The sequence below is a fragment of the Thermomonas hydrothermalis genome (assembly GCF_900129205.1).
GTDB classification, from domain to species: Bacteria; Pseudomonadota; Gammaproteobacteria; order Xanthomonadales; family Xanthomonadaceae; genus Thermomonas; species Thermomonas hydrothermalis.
Genome location: NZ_FQUK01000004.1, coordinates 1 through 16,786 on the forward strand (window position 1 = coordinate 1; position 16,786 = coordinate 16,786).

At 64.6% G+C, this 16,786-nt stretch carries 15 protein-coding genes, 2 tRNA genes and 1 pseudogene; 15 read left to right on the forward strand and 3 right to left on the reverse strand.

Going from position 1 to position 16,786, the window contains the following annotated elements; all coding sequences use genetic code 11:
- Positions 1-223 precede the first annotated feature (223 nt).
- From BUA29_RS12500 to BUA29_RS01645, 15 genes and pseudogenes are all read left to right on the forward strand, one after another.
- Positions 224-619 (forward strand): type IV pilin protein, encoded by a 396-nt coding sequence (locus tag BUA29_RS12500; RefSeq protein ID WP_072754892.1) that lies wholly within the window; start codon positions 224-226, stop codon positions 617-619.
- A gap of 203 nt (positions 620-822) precedes the next feature.
- Positions 823-3,447 (forward strand): TonB-dependent receptor, encoded by a 2,625-nt coding sequence (locus tag BUA29_RS01585; protein ID WP_072754893.1) that lies wholly within the window; start codon positions 823-825, stop codon positions 3,445-3,447.
- 165 nt (positions 3,448-3,612) lie between these two features.
- Entirely contained in the window at positions 3,613-4,131 is a 519-nt protein-coding gene (locus BUA29_RS01590; RefSeq protein ID WP_072754972.1) for a CinA family protein, read from the forward strand.
- A 93-nt stretch (positions 4,132-4,224) separates the two neighbouring features.
- Positions 4,225-4,860, forward strand: coding sequence for a transcriptional repressor LexA (gene lexA / locus BUA29_RS01595; RefSeq protein WP_072754894.1), 636 nt, complete (start codon positions 4,225-4,227; stop codon positions 4,858-4,860).
- 195 nt (positions 4,861-5,055) lie between these two features.
- Positions 5,056-6,090: a recombinase RecA gene (gene recA / locus BUA29_RS01600; RefSeq protein WP_072754895.1), complete on the forward strand. Its 1,035-nt coding sequence runs from the start codon at positions 5,056-5,058 to the stop codon at positions 6,088-6,090.
- A complete protein-coding gene (locus BUA29_RS12295; RefSeq protein ID WP_218587142.1) occupies positions 6,087-6,371 on the forward strand; it encodes a MerR family DNA-binding transcriptional regulator in 285 nt (94 codons plus the stop codon). The genes recA and BUA29_RS12295 overlap by 4 nt, the downstream gene beginning before the upstream one ends.
- Positions 6,372-6,596: 225 nt before the next feature.
- The gene (locus BUA29_RS12300) at positions 6,597-6,923 is read left to right on the forward strand and encodes a helix-turn-helix domain-containing protein (RefSeq protein ID WP_218587143.1); all 327 of its coding nucleotides are present in this window, start codon (positions 6,597-6,599) and stop codon (positions 6,921-6,923) included.
- Positions 6,924-6,972: 49 nt separating this feature from the next.
- A pseudogene (locus tag BUA29_RS01610) lies at positions 6,973-7,938 on the forward strand (RNA-guided endonuclease InsQ/TnpB family protein); the annotation flags it as partial.
- An 8-nt stretch (positions 7,939-7,946) separates the two neighbouring features.
- Entirely contained in the window at positions 7,947-8,438 is a 492-nt protein-coding gene (locus BUA29_RS01615; protein ID WP_072754896.1) for a regulatory protein RecX, read from the forward strand.
- Positions 8,439-8,565: 127 nt separating this feature from the next.
- On the forward strand, positions 8,566-11,196 hold the full coding sequence (gene alaS / locus BUA29_RS01620; protein WP_072754897.1) for an alanine--tRNA ligase: 2,631 nt from the start codon (positions 8,566-8,568) through the stop codon (positions 11,194-11,196).
- 137 nt (positions 11,197-11,333) lie between these two features.
- The gene (gene csrA, locus BUA29_RS01625) at positions 11,334-11,534 is read left to right on the forward strand and encodes a carbon storage regulator CsrA (RefSeq protein WP_072754898.1); all 201 of its coding nucleotides are present in this window, start codon (positions 11,334-11,336) and stop codon (positions 11,532-11,534) included.
- A gap of 62 nt (positions 11,535-11,596) precedes the next feature.
- Positions 11,597-11,689, forward strand: a tRNA-Ser gene (locus BUA29_RS01630).
- A gap of 89 nt (positions 11,690-11,778) precedes the next feature.
- A tRNA-Arg gene (locus BUA29_RS01635) sits at positions 11,779-11,855 on the forward strand.
- 242 nt (positions 11,856-12,097) lie between these two features.
- The gene (locus BUA29_RS01640; protein ID WP_072754899.1) at positions 12,098-12,358 is read left to right on the forward strand and encodes a helix-turn-helix domain-containing protein; all 261 of its coding nucleotides are present in this window, start codon (positions 12,098-12,100) and stop codon (positions 12,356-12,358) included.
- A 16-nt stretch (positions 12,359-12,374) separates the two neighbouring features.
- A complete protein-coding gene (locus BUA29_RS01645; RefSeq protein ID WP_072754900.1) occupies positions 12,375-14,054 on the forward strand; it encodes a SulP family inorganic anion transporter in 1,680 nt (559 codons plus the stop codon).
- Here the strand turns inward: BUA29_RS01645 and BUA29_RS01650 are convergent.
- From BUA29_RS01650 to BUA29_RS01660, 3 genes are all read right to left on the reverse strand, one after another.
- Positions 14,033-15,430: a PhoH family protein gene (locus tag BUA29_RS01650; RefSeq protein WP_072754901.1), complete on the reverse strand. Its 1,398-nt coding sequence runs from the start codon at positions 15,428-15,430 to the stop codon at positions 14,033-14,035. The genes BUA29_RS01645 and BUA29_RS01650 overlap by 22 nt on opposite strands.
- A 177-nt stretch (positions 15,431-15,607) precedes the next feature.
- Positions 15,608-16,078 carry a peroxiredoxin gene (locus tag BUA29_RS01655; RefSeq protein ID WP_072754902.1) on the reverse strand — a complete coding sequence of 157 codons (471 nt, stop codon included), beginning with the start codon at positions 16,076-16,078 and terminating at the stop codon, positions 15,608-15,610.
- A 16-nt stretch (positions 16,079-16,094) separates the two neighbouring features.
- Positions 16,095-16,715: a glycine cleavage system transcriptional repressor gene (locus BUA29_RS01660; RefSeq protein WP_143148767.1), complete on the reverse strand. Its 621-nt coding sequence runs from the start codon at positions 16,713-16,715 to the stop codon at positions 16,095-16,097.
- Positions 16,716-16,786: the final 71 nt, after the last annotated feature.

Consider the following 16,786-nt stretch of genomic DNA (forward strand, 5'->3'; position numbering starts at 1 on the left):
CCGCCGCCCCGCAGACCGGACAGGCCAGCCGGGCCGTATCGCACGACACCTCGAAGTGGATCGCCCCCTCATCCGGACGAAACGACACGCTGTCTACCGCCCACGGCGGCGTCAGCCCCAAAGCCTGGGTGAAGAGTTGTTCTTGCATCCGCCAAGGCTGACATCATCCGGCGGCCCGTTCCACACCAGACGCGATGGAGCCCATTCTTCGAGGGAACATCCCATGCGCGCTTCCCATGAGTCCGGTTTCAGCCTGATCGAGCTGATGGTGGTGGTGGCCATCATCGGGATTCTGGCCAGTATTGCTCTGCCTTCTTACAACGAGCACCAACGTAAGACCCGGCGCGCGGCTGGCGAGGCCTGCCTGGTGGCCATGGCGCAACGGCTGGAGCGGGTGTACACCACCGATCTCAGCTATGCCGGTGCGCCAGCGATCGGCACCCTGACCCAGGCGTGTGAGCCGGATACCTTAAACTTCTACACGTTTTCGCTCGCCACCGCTGCCAAGACCTATACGCTTTCAGCCGTTCCGAAAGGCCCGCAGGCCGGCGACAGTTGCGGCACTTTGACCCTCAACCAGGCCGGTACCAAGACACCATCGACATCGGGCTGCTGGTAACTCGTCGGTCCCAGAACGGGCGGCGCTACCGAACGACGCTCGGCCACCTTCATTCATTGCCTCGCCCGCACCCGCCGTCTGGCGGGTGCGTTCGTCTGCGTGCGCCTTGTTCGTGCACTGGAGGTGTGTTGTGATGCCGTGACCGGCTGGGGAGCCGGTTTACGTTGCCATCAACGCAATCATCCTTGAGGGAGGGGTCGATCATGTCGTGCCAGCATCTTCATTCCAATCGGTTGGCTACTGCGGTGGCCGTGGCGCTGCTGTGGTCCGGTGCGCTGCCGGCCGTGGCGCAAACGGCACCTGCGGCCGGGTCGGCCGGGGAGCAAGCCCAAAACGAGCCGAAAACCCTGGACACGCTGGTGGTCACCGCGCAGAAGCGCGAGGAGATCATGCAGAACGTGCCGATCACCGTTACCGCATTGCCGCAGCAACTGTTGCAGGACAACAACGTGCGCGACATCAAGGACCTGCAGACCCTGGTGCCGGGGCTGACGGTTACCTCGACCCAGAACGAGGCCATCACCACCGCGCGCCTGCGCGGCATCGGGACGGTGGGCGACAACATTGGTCTGGAATCCTCGGTCGGGATCGTGATCGATGATGTGTACCGCCCGCGCAACTCGGTCGGCTTTGGCGATCTGGGCGAGCTGGATCGCATCGAGGTGTTGAAAGGCCCGCAAGGCACCTTGTTTGGCAAGAACACGTCGGCAGGCGTGATCAGCATCATCACCCGCAAGCCGGATTTCGAGTGGGCCGGCGGGGGCGAGCTTGGCATCGGCAACTACAACGCACGTGGTGCGAACGCCTGGTTGAACGCGCCAATGTCCGACCGTACCGCGCTGCGGCTGTATGCCGCGCATCGTGAGCGCGACGGCTGGATGCGCGTCGTCACCGGCGCCGGCCCGCGGAGTGAACACCGCGACTACGACCAGAACTACGACACCTTCCGTGCCAAGCTGCTGTGGCTGGCCACCGATAACGTGGAAGTGCTGCTGGCGGCGGATGCCACCCACCGCAATGAAAATTGCTGTACTGCGGTGCAGCTGGTCAGCGGCAGCAGTGCGCCGCTGATCAATGCGCTGGGCGGCGGCAATGCCATCGCCATTCCTGCCAACCCGTGGGCGCGGGTGGCCTACAGCAACCGCGATACCACCCAGAAGATCGATGACAAGGGCGTGCAGGCCACGGTGACGGTCAGCATGGATGCGTTGGGCGGGGCGACCCTGACCTCGGTCACGGCCAGTCGGGACTGGTCGGCGATCAATGGCCGCGACTTCGATTTCAGCGCGGCGGATCTCATTTACATGAATCCGCAGAAGGACGAGTCCTACAACCAGTTCCGCACGTTCAGCCAGGAGTTGCGGCTGGCCGGCAGCACCGAGCATGTGGACTGGCTGGTAGGGGCGTTCTACAGCCATGAAACGATCCGCCGCACCGAAAGCTACCGGATCGGGGCGGCGTATGAGCCCTATCTGTCGATTGGCCTGTTGTCGCTGATCAATCCGCCTTCGGCCAGTCTGCCCAATGCGGCCAGCTTCCTTGCCGATGCCACCGGGCGTCCGTTCGGTACGGTGTTTGCGGGGCTGGGGGCGCTCGACCATTACCGCCAGACGGCGCGCAGCAGCGCGCTGTTCAGCAACAACACCTGGCACGCCAGCGAAGGCCTGGATGTCACCCTGGGCCTGCGTTACACCCGGGAAACCAAGGATCTGCGTTCGCAGTATGCCAACCCCAACGGCGGTCTTGGCTGTGCCTCATATTTCGATCCCAACGGCACTATCAGCGCCGCGGCCATCGGCCGCATCGCCACCGCCCTGACCGCACGCGGCGTGCCGTTCTCGCTGCTGCCGGCGGCCACCCAGCAGTCGATCATCAGCAATGTGGTGGCCTACAGCTGTCTGCCCTGGGCCAATGTGCTGCATAACGGCCGGGTCACCAATCAGTCGATGGCCGAAAACGAGTGGTCGGGCACGTTGAAGGCGGCCTATCGCTGGAACCCGCACGTCATGACCTATCTGTCCTACGCGCGGGGCTACAAGGCCGGCGGCTTCAACCTGGACCGCGTGCAGTCTGCCAATGGCCTGTCCAGCGGAGGTCCCGGCATCCGGCCGGTCAATGACACCTCATTCCCGGGCGAGTTCGTCAATAGCTGGGAGCTGGGGGCCAAGACCACCTGGGCGGGCGGCAACCTGCTGCTCAATGGTGCCCTGTTCCATCAGCGTTACAGCGATTTCCAGCTCAACAGCTTCCTTGGCACCAGTTTCGTGGTGCGTTCGATCCCGGAAGTGGTTTCGCGTGGGCTGGATGCCGAGCTGCTGTGGCAGCCCAAGTCGTTGCGCGGGCTGATGCTGCAGGCAGGCGCGATGTGGGCGGATACCCGCTACGGCAAGCACATCCCGGGGGCGGATTTCGTCTATCCGGGGGCGTTGTACAAGCTGCCAGGGGCGCGTATCAGCTTTGCGCCGGCGTTTTCCGGCACGCTGTCGCTGACCTATCAATGGGATATCGGCGCGACGCTGCGTGGCCGCTTCAACATCGGTGGCAAGTACATGACCGGCTACAACACCGGCTCCGACCTGGATGCCGAGAAGTGGCAGAAAGGGTATGGGCTGGTCAATGCCCGGATCGGGCTGGGGCGCCGCGATGAACGCTGGCAGGTAGAGCTGTGGGCCACCAATCTGTTCAACCAGCGCTATCTGCAGGTCGGGTTTGATGGCCCGTTGCAGGCGCTGGGGACCCCGGAGCCGGGCAACCCCAGGAACACCTACGACGCCTTCCTGGGGGCGCCGCGGATGTTCGGGGCCACCTTGCGCCTGCGTTTCGAGTAAGGACAACAGCGCCCGCCTGAATGTGTCAGCCCGGATCGCCTCCGGCCCTGTGCCGGGCGCGACACGGGCTGGCATGTCATGCGTGGATGTGTTCAGATCGCGCCCAACGCACACTTGCCAGGCCCGCGGGTGCGGGCAGCATTCAGCCCTTGCCGGATGACCGTGATGCACATTCCCACCGATGCCGACCTCGCTGAACTCGCCCGTTGTGCCGGTGCCGCGCTGCAGGCACAGCGGCAGATGCTGGTGACTGCCGAGAGTTGTACCGGGGGCTGGATCGCCAAATGCATCACCGACATCGAAGGCGCGTCTGCCTGGTTCGACTGCGGCATGGTCGCCTACAGCTACGAAGCCAAGCAGGCGCTGCTCGGCGTACATCCCAAAACGCTGGAGCAGTTCGGCGCGGTCAGTCGGGAAACGGTGGTGGAAATGGTATCGGGCGCGCTGGTGCATTCCGGTGCGACCGTCGCGGTGGCGGTCACCGGCATCGCCGGCCCCGGCGGCGGCAGCGCCGATAAACCGGTCGGCACGGTCTGGATTGGCTGGAAGCGGCGCGGCGGCTATGCCCGTGCCGAGGTCTTTCATTTCGATGGCGACCGTGAGGCCGTGCGCCGGCAGACGGTGGCAACCGCGCTACGTGGCGTGCTGGCGCTGCTGGGCCGCCTTGAGGGCGTCGTCGAATAACCCGGCGCGTCCCGCTGACCACGGAAGACCTTTCCAAGCGGCGGGTGGTCGCAAGGCTTGCGTTGGTTGTCGGTTAGTAGTATTACTACACACATGCAACTGACCGATACCCAGCGCGCCATCCACGCCTTCATCGCCGAACGGATCGAAGCCGACGGGTTTGCCCCGTCGCAGGTGGAGATCGCTCGCGCCTTTGGCTTCAAGGGGGTGCGCGCCGCCCAGTACCACCTGGATGCCCTGGAGGCGGCCGGCGTCATCGAACGTCGCCCCGGCCGGGCGCGCAGCCTGCGGCTCGTGCGGCTGCCGGAGGGCCCGCGGCAATTGCCGCTGCCAGCCAATGACGACGCCTTGCACCTGCCGGTGCTGGGGCAGGTGGCCGCAGGGGTGCCGATCGGTGCCGACATCGGCAGCGACCAGGTGCTGCTGCTGGATCGGGCGCTGTTTTCGCCCAGGCCGGACTACCTGCTCAAGGTCAAGGGCGATTCCATGCGCGATGAGGGCATCTTCGACGGCGACCTGATCGGCGTGCACCGTACCCGCGAGGCCCGCAACGGCCAGATCGTGATCGCTCGGATCGACGACGAGATTACCGTCAAGCTGCTCAAGATCAGCCAGGGCCGGGTGCGGCTGCTGCCACGCAATCCCGACTACCCGCCGATCGAAGTCCGGCCAGGGCAGGACTTCGCCATCGAAGGCCTGTACTGCGGCCTGGTGCGCCCGAATGCCTAAGCCGCTGCGCCATTGTCTGATCATTGTTGCGCCGGAGTCCGGTGCGTGCGGCGGCATTTCCCGATCCCGGCCGGGGGCTGGCGGCGCCATCTTTGATGTCGTGGCGGGCTGTCGCAGCTGGTGCGACGGACCCGCAGTAGCCTGACCACATTGCAGCCACTCCAGACTTTCCCTCAAGACTCAAGGAGCACCCCGATGGACGAGAACAAAAAGCGCGCACTGGCCGCGGCCCTGGGCCAGATCGAACGGCAGTTCGGCAAGGGTTCGGTGATGCGGATGGGGGATCGCACGGTCGAGGCGGTGGAAACCATCAGCACCGGCTCGCTCATGCTCGACATCGCCCTTGGCATCGGCGGTCTGCCCAAGGGGCGTGTGGTTGAAATCTATGGCCCCGAATCCTCCGGCAAGACCACCCTGACCCTGCAGGCCATCGCCCAATGCCAGAAAGCCGGCGGCACCTGCGCCTTCATTGATGCCGAGCATGCGCTCGATCCGGTCTATGCCCAGAAGCTGGGCGTCAATCTTGACGAGCTGTACTTGTCGCAGCCCGACACCGGCGAGCAGGCACTGGAGATCGCCGACATGCTGGTGCGCTCCAACGCCATTGACATGGTGGTCATCGACTCGGTGGCGGCCCTGACGCCCAAGGCTGAAATCGAGGGCGAAATGGGCGACCAGATGCCCGGCCTGCAGGCACGGTTGATGAGCCAGGCGCTGCGCAAGCTGACCGGCAACATCAAGCGCAGCAACTGTCTGGTCATTTTCATCAACCAGCTGCGCATGAAGATTGGCGTGATGATGCCGGGCCAGAGCCCGGAAACCACCACCGGCGGCAATGCGCTCAAGTTCTATGCCTCGGTGCGGCTGGACATCCGGCGTATCGGCAGCATCAAGAAGGGCGAGGAAATCATCGGCAACCAGACCCGCATCAAGGTCGTCAAGAACAAGCTGGCGCCGCCCTTCAAGCAGGTCGTGACCGAAATCCTCTACGGTGAAGGCATCTCCCGCGAGGGCGAGCTGATCGACATGGGCGTGGAGGCCAAGCTGGTCGAGAAATCCGGCGCCTGGTACAGCTATGACGGCGAGCGCATCGGCCAGGGCAAGGAAAACGCCCGCCAGTACCTGAAGGAAAATCCGGCCGTGGCGCAGAAGCTGGAGGCAGCCCTGCGCGAAAAATACGTGCCAAAGGATGCCCCACGTGAGGACGATGTACTCAGCGAGGAGGCATGACTCTAGCCTTGCAAATAGTGCGCGATAGTATCCTCATAGAAAACACCATGAGCACTGGCAAGGCGGCGAAGCTGCTTGGCGTGGGCGTGACGGTCAAGACGCTGCAACGGTGGGGGCGTGAGGGGCGGCTGATCCCGTTGGCACGAACCGACAGCAATCGTCGGCTCTACAGTGATCTGAACGCGGCGTTGAATCTCAAACGGCTGGCAACCGCAACTGCCCACCCGTGGCGAGTCCGTCCAGCAATGGCGGCACTGCGGCAGAGAGGGTTTCTGCCGTAGTCGGGAAAGTCACGCCTGTCAGAGACGAATGCGGTCAGCAGGCCACGTCGGGGCAGGAAAAGAACCGTGCGCACCTTTGCGCACATTCTTGATAGCAGATGGTGCAAGACCTGATGACCATCGTGCATTGCTTCTCATCCAGGCTTTACGGCTTGCGCAACTACCGGAAAAAGCTGAACGAAGCGTTGAAGCTGGATGCTGATCCAACGCCACAGGGGTGAAACCGTGCAACTGAGCCACAAGATCGCGCTTCGTCCGACGCCTGAGCAGGTGGACTATTTCAAGCGCGCCTGCGGCACAGCGCGTCGGGTGTGGAACTGGGCATTGGCTGAATGGAACCGGCAGTACGAAGCCGGTCGCAAGCCCAACGCGATGGCGCTCAAGAAGCAGTTCAACGCCATCAAGTACCGTGATCCTGAGTGGCTGGATGAGAACGGGCAGCCGTGGATCAAGACCATCCATCGAGATGCCCATGCGCAGCCATTCAAGAACCTGGAACGCGCCTGGACACGGTTTTTCAAAGACCTGAGAGAAGGGAAAGAAGGCGTTTGAACCGAAGTTCAAGAAGAAAGGGCGTTGCCGTGACAGCTTCTATGTCGCCAACGACAAGTTCCAGGTGATCGGCACGGTGATCCGCCTGCCCAAAGTGGGCGAGGTTGCCATGACGGAGGCGCTGCGCTTTGATGGCAAGATTCTCGGTGCCACCGTCTCGCGCACGGCGGATCGCTGGTGTGTGGCGATTCAGGTCGAAGTGCCAGATCACATATTCCACCGCCATCGCACTGGAAATGGCATCGTTGGCGTTGACCTCGGCGTGAAAGCCGCCATGACCCTTTCCAGTGGCGAAACGATTGCTGCACCCAAGCCGCTGAAAGCGGCACTGCGTCGGTTGAAGATTCGGAGTCGGCGGGTCAGCCGCAAGGTTGAAGCCGCCAAGGTGGCTGCTGGATTTGCGCCGAACGCCCGGCTTCCCAAAGGCACCCGGCTTCCCATCTCCAACAACCGGCGGAAGTCTGCTCGGACATTGGCGCGGCTGCACATGCGCGTCGCCAATCTCCGAGTGGATTTCATCCACAAGCTCACCACCCGACTCTGCCGCGAAAACCAAGCGGTGGTGATCGAGGATTTGCACGTCAAAGGCATGTTGGCAAATGACCGACTTGCCAGAGCAATCAGCGACGTGGGCTTTGGGATGATTCGCTCGCAGATGGAATACAAGGCGAACCGCTATGGCACCCGGTTGGTCATTGCCGACCGCTGGTATCCGAGCAGTCGCCTGTGTTCGGTCTGCGGCTGGAAGAACGAGGCGTTGACGTTGAGTGACCGAGCGTGGACGTGTCCTGAGTGTGGGACACGACACGACCGCGATCTGAACGCAGCGCGCAATCTGGAACGGTTGGCAACCGCAACTGCCCTACCCGTGGCGAGTCCGTCCAGCAATGGCGGCACTGCGGCAGGAAGGGTTCCTGTCGTAGTCGGGAAAGTCACGCCTGTCAGAGACGAATGTGGTCAGCAGGCCACGTCGGGGCAGGAAAAGAACCATGCGCACCTTTGCGCACATTCTTGATAGCAGGCATGACCGACGTTGAAGAACCCAGCGGCCAGCCAGCCCGGGCAAAACGTCGTCGGGCGGCACCAACCCCGTTGCAGCAGGCGGTGGCCCTGCTGTCCCGACGTGAGCATTCCCGGCGCGAGCTGGAACGCAAGCTGGTTGCCCGTGGCGTGGCAGCAGATGCCGCCGCAGCGGCCGTCCGACGGTTGGCCGAAGACGGCTGGCAGGACGACGCCCGTTTTGCCGCTGCCCTGGTGCGCGCCCGGGCGGCAAGCGGCTATGGGCCGGCCTATGTGCGGGCCGAGCTGTCCACCCATGGTGTGCCAGCCGAGCTGATCGATCAGGCGCTCAAGGAGATCGACGACTGGGCAGACGTGGCCCGTGATCTGGTGCGCCGGCGCCATCCGCAGGCGCTGACCGGCGACCGTGAGGCCCGGAACCGGGCCGCGGCGCTGCTACTGCGGCGTGGGTTCGACATGGATCTGGTGCGGGCGGCCTGGTGCCCGACCGACTAACAGTGCGGCCAGGGCCCTGCCGGTGACGGCGGGCCTGTACACTTGCAGGACTGGATTGCCGACTCGACTGGTGTGGCCGCATTCTGTGCGGCCGCGCCCGGCCACGGCCCGCACTGTTGATGCCTGCATGAAGACGACTGCTGAGATTCGCCGCGATTTTCTGGATTTTTTTGCCTCCAAGGGGCACACCATCGTGCCGTCTGCACCCTTGGTGCCCGGTAACGACCCAACCCTGCTGTTCACCAACTCGGGCATGGTCCAGTTCAAGGACGTGTTCCTGGGCGCCGAGAAGCGCAGCTACGTGCGTGCCGCTGATGTCCAGCGCTGCCTGCGCGCCGGCGGCAAACACAACGACCTGGACTCGGTGGGCTACACCGCCCGTCACCACACCTTCTTCGAGATGCTGGGCAACTGGTCGTTTGGTGATTACTTCAAGCAAGAGGCAATCGCCTGGGCCTGGGAGCTGTTGACCGAGGTCTGGAAACTGCCCCGCGAGCGCTTGCTGGTCACCGTTTATCACACCGATGACGAGGCCTACGCCATCTGGCGTGACCAGATCGGCCTGCCGCCGGAGCGGATCATCCGCATCGGAGACAACAAAGGCGCGCCGTATGCCTCTGACAACTTCTGGCAGATGGCCGATACCGGCCCGTGCGGGCCCTGCACCGAGATTTTCTACGACCACGGGCCGGAGATTCCCGGAGGCCCTCCGGGCTCCGAGGACGAGGACGGCGACCGCTTCATCGAAATCTGGAACCTGGTGTTCATGCAGTTCGACCGCCAGCCGGATGGCACGCTGGTGCCGCTGCCGGCACCCTGCGTCGATACCGGCATGGGGCTGGAACGGATCGCCGCGGTTCTGCAGCATGTGCATTCCAACTACGAGATCGACCTGTTCCAGGCCCTGATCCGGGCAGCGGCAGAGCTGACTCACACCCGCGACCTGCAGAGCAAGTCGCTGCGGGTGATCGCCGACCACATCCGTGCCAGCACCTTCTTGATCGTCGATGGCGTGCTGCCGTCCAACGAAGGCCGCGGCTATGTGCTGCGCCGGATCATCCGCCGTGCCCTGCGGCATGGCTGGATGCTGGGCATGCGCCAGCCGTTCTTCCACAAACTGGTCGCACCGCTTGATGCGCTGATGGGCGATGCCTACCCGATCCTGCGCGAAGGTCGGGCCACCGCCGAGCGCGCCCTGCTGGCGGAAGAAGAACGCTTTGCCGAAACCCTCGATGCCGGCATGCGCATCTTCGAGGACGTGGCAGCGCGTGCCAATGGCGTCATTCCGGGCAGCGATGCCTTCCGGTTGTATGACACCTACGGGTTCCCGCTCGACCTCACCCAGGACATGGCGCGTGAGCGCGGCATGACCGTTGACCTTGCCGGGTTCGATGCGGCCATGGCGCAGCAGAAAGAGACCGCACGCGCGGCCGGCAAGTTTGGGGCGGGTGTGCAGCTGCCGGCCGAGTTGGTGGCACAGTTGGCGCCAACCGGCTTCCTCGGCTACGAGCAGCTTGCCGCCGACGGTCTGACCGTGGTGGCGTTACTGAAGGACGGCAAGCCGGTGGAGGCCATCACGGCCGGCGACGAGGCAATCGTGCTGCTCGACCGTACCCCGTTCTATGCCGAATCCGGCGGTCAGGTCGGCGATACCGGCGTGCTGACCGGCGCGGGTCTGACGTTTACGGTGCGCGACACGCTCAAGCTGGCGGGGCAGTACCACGGCCATGTGGGTGTGCTGGAACAGGGCCGGTTGGCGCGCGGAGACCGGGTGCACGGCGCAGTCGATGCCGACCGGCGTGCCGCCATCGTGCTCAATCACAGCGCCACCCATCTGCTGCATGCCGCCCTGCGTGAGGTGCTGGGGCGGCACGTCCAGCAGAAAGGCTCGCTGGTGGCGCCGGATCGTCTGCGGTTCGACTTTTCTCATTTCCAGCCGCTGACCACCGACGAATTGGCCGAGATCGAACGCCGGGTCAATGCCCAGATCCGCGCCAACCATGCTGGCGAGGTGCATCACATGGGCATGCAGGAGGCGCTGGATTTCGGCGCCATTGCCTTGTTCGGCGAGAAGTACGGTGAGCATGTGCGCGTGCTGCGCTTCGGCGATGCCTCCACCGAGTTGTGCGGTGGTACGCATGTGCACCGCACCGGTGACATCGGGCTGTTCAAGATCATCAGCGAAGGCGGCGTTTCCGCTGGCGTGCGCCGGATCGAGGCCGTCACCGGGCAGGGCGCGTTGGATCACGTGGCCAGCGAAGAGCAGCGCCTGCGCGAAGTCGCGCAGGCGTTGGGTGGGAATGTCGCGGATGTGGCCGACAGACTGCGCGCGCTGCTGGAGCGGCAGAAGAAGCTGGAGCGCGAGCTGGAGCAGCTCAAGGCCAAGGCGGCGTCCAGCGCCACCGGCGACCTGGCCAACCAGGCGCAGGACGTTGCCGGGATCAAGGTGCTGGCCGCGCGTCTGGAAGGCTTCGATGCCAAGGCTCTGCGCGAGGTCATGGACCGTCTCAAGCAACAACTGGGGGATGCCGTGGTGGTACTGGCTGGCGCCGAGGGCGGCCGGGTCGCGCTGGTGGCCGGCGTCTCTGGCGCGGCCCTGGGCAAGATCAAGGCCGGCGAGGTGCTGGGCGAGGTCGCGCGTCAGGCCAACGGCAAGGGGGGCGGACGCCCGGACATGGCGCAGGGTGGCGGCGAAGACGGCCCGGCCCTGCGCGCGGCGCTCGCCGGTGTGCCGGATTGGGTGCGCCAGCGGGTGTAAGGCGCATGCCTGCCGATGCGCAGGCACGGCTTGTAGCATAGGAAGCTTGACCAGTATGATCGCCCAAATCTGGATGTCAGCCGGCTGGACTTCTTCTGGTCGTGCGTGAGCGCCAGCGACAGGGGAGTTGCAGAGCCATGCTGATTCTGACGAGACGAGTAGGCGAGACCTTGATGATCGGTGATGCGATCACGGTCACCGTGCTCGGTGTGAAGGGCAACCAGGTGCGCATCGGCATCACCGCGCCCAAGGATGTCGCGGTGCATCGCGAGGAAATCTACCAGCGCATCCAGAGCGGCATGGCACCCGGCGCCAAAGACGAAGACGCCGAGTCCTGAACAAAGGGTTTGCCGGAACGCACGACTGACTGTATCCTTTCCGGCTCGCGGTTTCGCCTCACGGAGACTTGCCCGAGAGGCCGAAGGGGCTCCCCTGCTAAGGGAGTATAGGGCCAAAAGCTCTATCGAGGGTTCGAATCCCTCAGTCTCCGCCACTTGCGGCGAAACGCGAACCAAAGCGCGGCAACGGGAAAAATTTTCGTTGACGCACAGGCGGGGTTTCCCCATAATTCCGCCTCCGCTTGCGCCCGTAGCTCAGTTGGATAGAGCACCAGGCTACGAACTTGGGGGTCGGAGGTTCGAATCCTTCCGGGCGCGCCATCTTTGCGATACGACGACGCCGGCCATGCGCCGGCGTCGTCGTTTTCGTGTGCGCAGCTTCCAGCCGGTCTAGCAGTGGCGTTCGCTCCGCAGGGGCGGGCTGACCGCGCCGGGCCTGTCTCACCGACGGCGGCTGCAGGCGTGCTGGATGGGTGCCGCCTTTGGCTTGACCATGTGGTGTTTCTCGAGTCAGAATTAATGGTAAACAAGCCAATTGTGATGTTTTATACATCAGATTGCCCGTGATTACCTCACAACAGATGCGCGCGGCTCGCGCCCTGCTCGGTATCGACCAGAAGACCCTGGCCAAACTGGCTGGTCTGTCGCTGCCGACCATCCAGCGCATGGAGGCCAGCGACGGAACCGTGCGTGGGATGGTGGATTCGCTCACCCGGGTGGTGGAGGCCCTGGAGGCTGCCGGCGTGGAGCTGATCGGTGAAGGGGCGAGCAGTCCGGGCGGTGGGCGCGGTGTGCGCCTGAAATCCAGAAATCAAACGTCATGAGCAGGAGTCGGATGCAATGATCGCGATCGTGGACGCCGCACGCGCCGGGTTGTTGCGACGGGAAAACTGGCCGCGCAATCTGGTCGCTGGCGTCATCGTCGGCGTGGTGGCGCTGCCGCTGGCGATGGCTTTTGCCATCGCGTCGGGCGTCAAGCCGGAACAGGGCCTGTACACGGCGATCATCGCCGGGATCGCGGTGTCGCTGTTCGGCGGCTCGCGTGTGCAGATCGCCGGGCCGACCGGGGCGTTCATCGTCATCCTGGCTGGGGTGGTGGCGCAGTTCGGCGTGGATGGCCTGCTGCTGGCAACCCTGATGGCAGGGGTGATGCTGGTGGCGATGGGCTGGGCGCGTCTGGGCGGGGTGATCCGCTACATTCCCGATCCAGTGATCGTCGGCTTTACCGCGGGGATCGCGGTCATCATCTGGGTGGGGCAGTGGCAGTACTTCTTCGGCTTGCCGGCGCCCGGCAATGGCCCGTTCTATCTCAAGCTCTGGCGGCTTGTGCAGTCGTTCGGGCATCTCGATCCTGCGACCACGGCGGTGGGCGTGGTCAGCCTGCTGCTGACCCTGTGGGGGCCACGCATTCCGGGGCTGTCGCGGGTGCCGGGGCCGCTCCTGGCGATGCTGGTGGCCACGGGCATCGTCAGCGTGCTGGATCTGCCGAGTGTGGCGACCATCGAATCCACCTTCGGGGCGATTCCGCGCAGCCTGCCGTCCTTGCAGTTCCCGGTGGCGGATTTCGACCGCTGGATGGCGCTGTTGCCATCGGCATTCACCATCGCCATGCTGGGCGCGATCGAGTCCCTGCTGTCGGCGATGGTCGCCGACGGTATGGCCGGCACCCGGCATGATTCCAATCAGGAACTGATCGGGCAGGGCATCGCCAATATCCTTTCGCCGCTGTTCGGCGGTATCGCCGCGACCGGGGCGATTGCCCGTACCGCCACCAACATCCGCAACGGCGGCAATGCGCCGATTGCCGGCGTGGTGCACGGGATCACCCTGCTGCTGATCCTGCTGGCGCTGGCGCCCTACGCCGGCAAGGTGCCGCTGGCGGCGCTCGCTGCCGTGCTGTTCGTGGTGGCCTGGAACATGAGCGAGGTGCATCGTTTCCTGCGCCTGCTGCGGCATGCACCGCGTTCCGATGCCGGCATTCTGGTGATCACCTTCGCCCTGACCATCCTCACCGATCTGGTAGTGGCGGTGAACATCGGCGTGATCCTGGCGATGTTCCAGTTCATGCGGCGGATGAGTGCGGCCGTGTCGGTGGTCGAGCACGACCCGCACAGCCTGCGCGAGCAGTTGGCCCGGGCCGGGCTGCAGGCGCTGCCGCCCGATGTGGTGGTGTATGCCATCGAAGGGCCGTTCTTCTTCGGCTCGGTGGATTCGCTGGAGCGGGCGCTGTCGTGGTCGCGGCAGCCGCCGAAGGTGCTGGTGCTGTGGCTGGAACGCGTCCCGCTGATTGACGCCACCGGCCTCAAGCGGCTGGAATCCACCATCGAAGCCATGCACAAGCGTGGGATCAAGGTGGTGCTGTGCGGCGCCAACCTGCGTGTGCTGCGCAAGCTGATGCGGGCGCAGCTGGTGCGTCGCGACCATCCCGATGGCTATTACGCGGATCTGGCCGATGCCCTGCGTGCGCTGGCCGACGCGCACGGGCAGGTCGAGGCGACTCAGAGCACGTCGGAGGCGTAATCGGCCAGGCGGGAACGCTCGCCGCGGCGCAGGGTGACATGGGCGCTGTGGGCCCAGCTCTTGAAGCGGTCCACGGCGTAGGTCAGCCCGGAGGTCGTCTCGGTCAGATAGGGCGTGTCGATCTGTTCGACATTGCCCAGGCAGATGATTTTGGTGCCCGGGCCGGCGCGGGTGATCAGGGTCTTCATCTGCTTGGGCGTTAAGTTTTGCGCCTCGTCGAGGATCAGATAGCGCGACAGGAAGGTGCGGCCGCGCATGAAGTTGAGCGAGCGGATCTTGACCCGTGAGGCCAGCAGGTCGTTGGTGGCCGCACGGCCCCAGCTGCCGCCGTCCTGGTTGTGGGTGAGCACTTCCAGGTTGTCGGTCAGCGCCCCCATCCACGGCGTCATCTTTTCTTCTTCGGTGCCGGGCAGAAAGCCGATGTCCTCGCCCACGCTGACCGTGGCGCGGGTCATGATGATCTCGCGGTAGCGCTGCTGGTCCATCGTCTGCGCCAGCCCGGCCGCCAGTGCCAGCAGGGTCTTGCCGGTCCCGGCGGTGCCCAGCAGGGTGACGAAGTCGATGTCCGGATCCATCAGCGCGTTGAGCGCGAAGTTCTGCTCGCGGTTGCGGGCGGTGATGCCCCAGACCGCGTGCTGGGCATGGCGGAAGTCATCGACGATCTGCAGGATCACCCGGCCGTCCTGCAGGCGCGCCACCTTCATCTCTGATTGCTCGTCGCCCGGCAGGAACACGAACTGGTTGGGGTACCAGATCTCGTCGTCAGCGGCGATGATCTCGTAGTAGGTGCGGCCTTTTTCGGTCCAGGACTTCAGATCCTTTCCATGGCGCTGCCAGAAATCCTCGGTCAGCGGTGTGGCGCCGGTGTAGAGCAGGCTGAAGTCATCCAGCGCGCGGTCGTTTTCATAGTCCTCGCTGACGATGCCGGCAATCGACGCCTTGATCCGCAGATTGATGTCCTTGGAGACGAAGACCACCGGGGTCTCCGGCTCGGCCTCCTTGAGCGCCAGGATCGCGCCCAGAATGTTGTTGTCGGGGATGACCGTGCCAAACCGCTTGCCGGCATCAAAGTCCCCGGTCTGGAAGCGCAGCTTGCCGGCGCTTTCCGGGCCGCGCAGTTGCAGGCCTTGCGGGCGCACCAGAGCGATGCCCTGGCTGACATCGCTGCTGCCGTGCGCCTCGATCAATTCGTTCAGGAACCGGCTGACCTGACGGGCATTGCGACTGGCTTCGCTGGTGCCTTTCTTGCCGTTGTCCAACTCCTCCAGCACCTGCATCGGCAGGTAGACATCGTGTTCCTCGAACTTGAACAGCGCAGTGGGGTCGTGCATCAGCACGTTGGTGTCGAGGACGTAGATGCGCTTGCTGCGGGTCATGCGGGAAGTCCTACGCTGGGGAAACGGGACACGACGGGTTGCGCCCGCCTGCGATGGGGCGTGCCAGGTGGCGGTATGTGCAGATGCCTGGGCCGGGATGTGGCGTAAACCAGGGCGTGGCTGCCCGGTCGGGAACACTCGTTCGCGCAGCCGTGGCCGGGAGCGCGCATCGGCCGGTCACCTGCGCTGCTCGTCCAGCAGCGCATCCAGGACAGCCTGGGCGTGGCCCGGAACCTTGACCGGCTGCCATTTGCGGCGCACCACCCCGGCCGGATCGATGAGGAAGGTGCTGCGGACGATGCCCAGAAACTCACGGCCATACAGCTTCTTGGGCTGGATCACGCCAAACGCTTCGCACAGCCGGCCATCGGCATCGCTGACCAGATCGAAGTCGAAGCCTTGCTTGGCACGGAAGTTCTGGTGTGACTTGACCGAGTCCTTCGAGACCCCCAGCACCTCGGCCCCATTGCGCCGGAACTCTGGCAGCAGGGCGTTGAAGGCCTGGCCTTCGCTGGTGCAGCCGGGAGTGGCGTCCTTCGGATAGAAGTACAGCACCAGCCACTTGCCGGCGAACTGGCCAAGCGAGCAAGGCGTGCCGCTGGTGAGGGAGAGCGGAAGGTCAGGGATGCGGTCGCCGGTGTCGATCATTGGGTGCAGACTCCGGTCAGTACTTCATCGGATCCATGATCGCGTCGAGGTTTAAGTGGTCGCAAAACTCCAGGAAGTCCTCGCGCAGGGCGGCGATGTGCATGTCGGCCGGAACCCCGATAGTGAGCTGGGCCGAGAACATGTCGGCGCCGGTCTGCATCGCCCGGTAGCGTGAGCAATGCAGGCTTTCGATGGTGATGCCCTGGTGGTCGAAAAAGTCGGCCAGCTGGAACAGGATGCCGGGCTTGTCGGCAGCGATCACCTCCACCACGTAGGGCAGTAGGTTGGACTGCAGCGCCTTCGGGCCTGTGCGGTACCAGACCAGTTTCAGCCCTTCTTCACGCTCCAGCTTGGCCAGCATGGCCTCGAGCTTGGCCACCGCGTCCCAGGACCCGGTGGCCAGAGCAGTGACGGAGACATCCCGGCCGACCGTGGCCAGCCGCGCATCCACCAGGTTGCAGCCGGAATCGGCAATGCGCCGGGTGACGGCCAGCAGCGGCGACTGCGGATGCGTGGTGTACGCGTTGATCAGCAGGTAGTTCTCGTTGGGTGCAGGCCGGGCAGCGGTCTTGCTCAATGCGGTATCCCGAAACGATGTCAGAAGTGCCGCCGGAGGCGGCGGGCAGGTGTCCAGCATACTTGCCGGCGCTTTCCAGCCGCAAGTAAGATCACCCGGCCCATCCGCCCGTCACGCGCGCCTGGTCTGGC

Bases quoted from the DNA above. Each gene is read 5' to 3' on its own strand.
- csrA (WP_072754898.1), top strand. From the start codon at position 11,334: ATGCTGATTCTGACGAGACGAGTAGGCGAGACCTTGATGATCGGTGAT.
- BUA29_RS01615 (WP_072754896.1), top strand. From the start codon at position 7,947: ATGACCGACGTTGAAGAACCCAGCGGCCAGCCAGCCCGGGCAAAACGT.
- lexA (WP_072754894.1), top strand. From the start codon at position 4,225: ATGCAACTGACCGATACCCAGCGCGCCATCCACGCCTTCATCGCCGAA.
- BUA29_RS01655 (WP_072754902.1), bottom strand. From the start codon at position 16,078: ATGATCGACACCGGCGACCGCATCCCTGACCTTCCGCTCTCCCTCACC.
- BUA29_RS01650 (WP_072754901.1), bottom strand. From the start codon at position 15,430: ATGACCCGCAGCAAGCGCATCTACGTCCTCGACACCAACGTGCTGATG.
- BUA29_RS01590 (WP_072754972.1), top strand. From the start codon at position 3,613: ATGCACATTCCCACCGATGCCGACCTCGCTGAACTCGCCCGTTGTGCC.
- BUA29_RS01585 (WP_072754893.1), top strand. From the start codon at position 823: ATGTCGTGCCAGCATCTTCATTCCAATCGGTTGGCTACTGCGGTGGCC.
- alaS (WP_072754897.1), top strand. From the start codon at position 8,566: ATGAAGACGACTGCTGAGATTCGCCGCGATTTTCTGGATTTTTTTGCC.
- BUA29_RS12500 (WP_072754892.1), top strand. From the start codon at position 224: ATGCGCGCTTCCCATGAGTCCGGTTTCAGCCTGATCGAGCTGATGGTG.
- BUA29_RS01660 (WP_143148767.1), bottom strand. From the start codon at position 16,715: ATGCTGGACACCTGCCCGCCGCCTCCGGCGGCACTTCTGACATCGTTT.
- recA (WP_072754895.1), top strand. From the start codon at position 5,056: ATGGACGAGAACAAAAAGCGCGCACTGGCCGCGGCCCTGGGCCAGATC.
- BUA29_RS01645 (WP_072754900.1), top strand. From the start codon at position 12,375: ATGATCGCGATCGTGGACGCCGCACGCGCCGGGTTGTTGCGACGGGAA.
- BUA29_RS12295 (WP_218587142.1), top strand. From the start codon at position 6,087: ATGACTCTAGCCTTGCAAATAGTGCGCGATAGTATCCTCATAGAAAAC.